Consider the following 4353-nt stretch of genomic DNA (forward strand, 5'->3'; position numbering starts at 1 on the left):
TTCAGGGACAGAATATCCCTGGTCGAGCACCAGGGATGCGGCTTCGAGTTTGAATTCGGCAGTAAATGAGCGATGTAATCTTGTCATTGAACACCTCAGGTCATGGTGGTGACTGTACTACCTAAAATGGTGTCCGGGATGATTAGACCACTACAACATGAGAAGAGCCCGCGAGCGAGGCCGGGTTTGTGACGGGGTGGTGCCCTCACTTTTTGAGGTGTTTTCGGATCGCCTTGCCTGAGGTGCCGACTGCTTTGACCGCCCGTTTCAGCTGGACTTCGGTGCACTCGAACATTTTGACCCACTGCTTCATCTCATAGGGATCGTTGACATTGATCTTCTTGGCATCGAACGGGTGAGCGACCGCATTGCTGTCAGGCATATAAACCTCAACTTGTTGAAATAGCTGGCGAGAAAGACCTTTCTGCCTGAGCGCCATCATCCTCTCAATTGGCAAGGGGCAAGGTGACGGGGTTCACACAACCCGGGGACTGAAGGAGGAGTGCAGGTTTGCTTTGCTGATCTGTGAGCTATCGCCACTTATTCGCTCGCGCCTGATGGGCAGTGAACCGGATGGCGCGAACGATGGGGAGTGATGGAGGCTGGGGGCTTTGTGGTCAACCGGACTGCGGGCTATCAAGCCTCTGCCAGCGCCCGCATTTCCAGCCGCTGCTCGCCGGGGCGACAGACCAGCACCGAGCCCTGCTCGAACCAGTCTCCCAGCACGATGCGGCGGGCGGGGTGGCCATCGAGGGTGAAGTCGTGGATGGCGGGTCTGTGGGTGTGGCCGTGGATCATCATTCGGCAGTCGTGGGCACGCAGGGTGTCGTCCACCGCCGCTGGCGTCACATCCATGATGATCTGGCTCTTGTGGGCATTCTCCATCTGGCTTTGGCCGCGCATCTTGCAGGCGATGGCCTGACGGCGGGCGAGCGGCAGTCGCAAAAAGAGCCAGCGCAGCCACTTGAGCTGGGTGATGCGGCGAAACTTCTGATACCCCTCATCCAGGGTGCAGAGCAGATCGCCGTGGCTCAGCACCACCCGCTCCCCATAAAGGTCGATCACGCAAGGGTCACCCAGCAATGTCATCCCCGCGCGCTTGGCGAACTGCTGGCCCAGCAGAAAGTCGCGGTTGCCGTGGATAAAGTAGATGGGCACGTTCTGCTGGCTCAGGGCCAAAAAGGCATCGGCCATCTGTTGATGGAGCGGATTGGGGTCATCGTCGCCAATCCAGAATTCGAAGAGATCCCCCAGCACATAGAGGGCATCGGCGCCGGGGGCGTCGTGCTCGAGAAAGCGCACCAGTGCCGCGGTCATATCGGGCCGCTGGGCAGAGAGGTGAATGTCACTGATAAAGAGGGTGCTCATGATGTGGGGATCGGGCTCTCGGTCGAAACAGGGCAAACAGGGGTGGCAGAGATAGTAGACACAACAGGGGACGAATCGTGCGCTGCGGGTGCCATCGCGCCAGTTGAGGTATGGATATCGTCACGGGATGGCGGCTGCCATGACAGCTCGGCCAGATTGCATCCCTCCAGCGTCAGCAGGGCGGCGTAAGGATCGCCCGCCAGCCCCAGCAACCGGCACATGGCTGCTTCCCCTTTTAATCCCTCTTCAAGGCGCAGGCGCAGCACTTCGCGGTAAAAAGCATCGCCAAACCGCTCGAGCAAAGCTGCCATCAGGGTGAGGTGGCGCCAGCCATTCAGCGTCTCGATGGGAGCGGGGGTGACATAGAGCTCCAGCGGCCAGCTGGCCTCGCTCTTGTCAGAACCGCTAACAGCACAGCTCTGGTCGAGACAGGCAAAGGTGCGCTCCAGCAGCCAGATATTCTCGCCCTTGTGGCTCGCCTGCCAACCTTGCTCTGCAAAAGTAGCGGCAAACTCGGCGGGATCTGGATGCTGGCAGAGAATATCGAGATCGCTGCCCGGCCGATCGAGGCCGATGGCGAGCGTGCTCACCAGCGCCATATCGCTGCACTGCGCGGCCAGCTCATCCCACACACCGGTGGTGAGCAGGGCATGGGCCGAGCGCTGGCGCGGGTTGCCGTGGGCCAGATAGTCGAGGCGGCGCCAGTTTGGGCTGGCAGTGGGGGCGGCAGATGGAAAAACTGCGGCCGGGGCCGCAGTTTTGTCAGTGCCGAGTCGGCAGAGATCAGTCAGCAAGGGTCACCTTGGTGATCACCACGTCTTCTACCGGCACGTCCTGGTGGATGCGGCCGTAGTTACCGGTCTTGACGCCCTTGATCTTGTTGACCACGTCCATACCGGCAGTCACTTCACCGAATACGCAGTAGCCGAAACCCTGGGTGGTAGCGGATTTGAAGTCGAGGAAGTCGTTGTTGTTCACGTTGATGAAGAACTGGGCGCTGGCAGAGTGCGGCTCCATGGTGCGGGCCATGGCGATGGTGCCGATCTTGTTGGACAGACCATTGGCCGCTTCGTTCTTGATGGGGGCGCGGGTGTCTTTCTCTTCAAAGCCCGGGGCATAGCCGCCGCCCTGGATCATGAAGCCGTCGATAACGCGGTGGAAAATGGTGTTGTCGTAGTGACCGTCACGGCAGTATTGCAGGAAGTTGGCCACGGTTTCCGGGGCTTTTTCAGCGTTCAGGGTGAGGGTGATGTCGCCGTGATTGGTGTGCAGAGTGACCATGATATGTCCTTTCATTTGATGCGGACGACAAAGTGCCCGCAGGTGTATGGCATAAAGTGGTGGCAATTCTAGCCCATCAGGGGCTGGCGGCATAGTCTCTCTGGCGCCGTAACCGTGCTGGCAGGCGGGATTGGCCACGTTTTCTGCCTCGTTTTCTGCCCCTGAACGGGGTATCATGACCAACCATTTTACTCACAGGCAGTGGTTAGAAGATGCTGAAGATATACAACACACTCACTCGTCAAAAAGAAGAATTCAAACCTATCCACCCGGGCAAGGTGGGCATGTATGTGTGTGGTGTCACCATCTACGATCACTGTCATATCGGCCACGGCCGCACCTTCGTCGCCTTTGATGTGGTGGCTCGCTACCTGCGTTACGCCGGTTACGACCTCACCTACGTGCGCAACATCACCGACGTGGATGACAAGATCATCAAGCGTGCCGCCGAGACCCAAGTGACCTGCGACGAGCTGACCGAGCGTCTGATTGGCGACATGCACGCCGACTTCGACGCCCTCGGCATGGTGCGCCCGGATATCGAACCGCGCGCCACCCAGCACATCGAAGAGATCATCGAGCTGGTGCAATCCCTGCTGGAAAAAGAGCACGCCTACGTGGCGGATAACGGCGATGTGATGTTTATCGTCGAATCCTACGCCGACTACGGCAAGCTCTCCGGTCAGGATCTGGAGCAGCTGCAAGCCGGTGCCCGCGTCGACGTGGTCGATGCCAAGCGCAACCCGCTCGACTTCGTGCTGTGGAAGATGTCCAAGCCGGGCGAACCGACCTGGGAAAGCCCTTGGGGCCCGGGCCGTCCTGGCTGGCACATCGAGTGCTCCGCCATGAACTCCAAGCACCTTGGCAACCACTTCGACATCCACGGCGGCGGCTCCGATCTGCAGTTCCCGCACCACGAGAACGAGATCGCCCAGTCCTGCTGCGCCCACGGTGGCGACTACGTCAATACCTGGATGCACAGCGGCATGGTGATGGTGGATAAAGAGAAGATGTCCAAATCCCTTGGCAACTTCTTTACCATCCGCGATGTGCTGGCACACTACGACGCCGAAACCGTCCGTTACTTCCTGATGTCTGGCCACTACCGCAGCCAGCTCAACTACTCGGAAGATAACCTGAAGCAAGCCCGCGCCGCGCTGGAGCGGATGTACACCGCCCTGCGCGATCTGCCGGTAGCCGCTGCTGCCGGTGGCGACGAGCAGGTAGCGCGCTTCAAGGAAGCGATGGACGACGACTTCAACACCCCGGAAGCCTACTCCGCCCTGTTCGATCTGGTGCGCGAGATCAACCGCCAGAAGGGTGAAGACATGGCCGTTGCAGCTGGCCTCGGTGCCCGTTTGCGTGAACTGGGCGCCGTGCTCGGCATCCTGCAGCAAGATCCCGAGGCTTTCTTGAAGGGTGATGAAGCGGACGAAGAAGTTGCCGAGATCGAGCGCCTGATCGCCGAGCGCAATCAGGCCCGTGCCGACAAGAACTGGGCCGCGGCGGATGCCGCCCGCAACCGTCTCACCGAGATGGGTATCGTGCTGGAAGATAGCGCCGGCAAGACCAGCTGGCGCCGTGCGTAAGGTCGGTGGACCTTGTTGGCGTCTGGAGCCAACAGGTTGAGCCAATAAAAAACCGCAGCCCTTGGGCTGCGGTTTCTTGTTATGGAAATCAGACTTTATTTACGTTATCACTTAA

General features: G+C 59.5%; 6 protein-coding genes. 1 reads left to right on the forward strand and 5 read right to left on the reverse strand.

Annotated features, from left to right (window positions below; translation table 11 throughout):
* The 5 genes from VF684_RS20725 to VF684_RS20745 all read right to left on the reverse strand — a co-directional run.
* Positions 1 to 87 (reverse strand): transposase (locus VF684_RS20725; RefSeq protein WP_440174388.1); only part of this gene is annotated, 87 nt, incomplete at its 3' end.
* A gap of 118 nt (positions 88 to 205) precedes the next feature.
* Entirely contained in the window at positions 206 to 382 is a 177-nt protein-coding gene (locus VF684_RS20730; RefSeq protein ID WP_021229425.1) for a DUF3606 domain-containing protein, read from the reverse strand.
* A gap of 254 nt (positions 383 to 636) precedes the next feature.
* A complete protein-coding gene (gene lpxH, locus VF684_RS20735; protein WP_139411876.1) occupies positions 637 to 1368 on the reverse strand; it encodes a UDP-2,3-diacylglucosamine diphosphatase in 732 nt (243 codons plus the stop codon).
* On the reverse strand, positions 1365 to 2162 hold the full coding sequence (locus tag VF684_RS20740; RefSeq protein WP_139441824.1) for a DUF4269 domain-containing protein: 798 nt from the start codon (positions 2160 to 2162) through the stop codon (positions 1365 to 1367). The genes lpxH and VF684_RS20740 overlap by 4 nt, the downstream gene beginning before the upstream one ends.
* Positions 2152 to 2649, reverse strand: a complete 498-nt coding sequence (locus VF684_RS20745) for a peptidylprolyl isomerase (protein ID WP_005337417.1) — start codon at positions 2647 to 2649, stop codon at positions 2152 to 2154. The genes VF684_RS20740 and VF684_RS20745 overlap by 11 nt, the downstream gene beginning before the upstream one ends.
* A gap of 212 nt (positions 2650 to 2861) precedes the next feature.
* Between VF684_RS20745 and cysS the strand changes: the two genes are divergently transcribed.
* Positions 2862 to 4238, forward strand: a complete 1377-nt coding sequence (cysS, locus tag VF684_RS20750; protein ID WP_255910035.1) for a cysteine--tRNA ligase — start codon at positions 2862 to 2864, stop codon at positions 4236 to 4238.
* Positions 4239 to 4353: the final 115 nt, after the last annotated feature.

It is taken from the genome of Aeromonas sp. Lyrl_2, assembly GCF_051948815.1.
Taxonomy (GTDB): Bacteria; Pseudomonadota; Gammaproteobacteria; order Enterobacterales; family Aeromonadaceae; genus Aeromonas; species Aeromonas veronii.

What these genes read in the sequence shown, in the direction of transcription:
- lpxH (WP_139411876.1), bottom strand. Translation starts at nt 1,368, where the DNA reads ATGAGCACCCTCTTTATCAGTGACATTCACCTCTCTGCCCAGCGGCCC.
- VF684_RS20745 (WP_005337417.1), bottom strand. Translation starts at nt 2,649, where the DNA reads ATGGTCACTCTGCACACCAATCACGGCGACATCACCCTCACCCTGAAC.
- cysS (WP_255910035.1), top strand. Translation starts at nt 2,862, where the DNA reads ATGCTGAAGATATACAACACACTCACTCGTCAAAAAGAAGAATTCAAA.
- VF684_RS20730 (WP_021229425.1), bottom strand. Translation starts at nt 382, where the DNA reads ATGCCTGACAGCAATGCGGTCGCTCACCCGTTCGATGCCAAGAAGATC.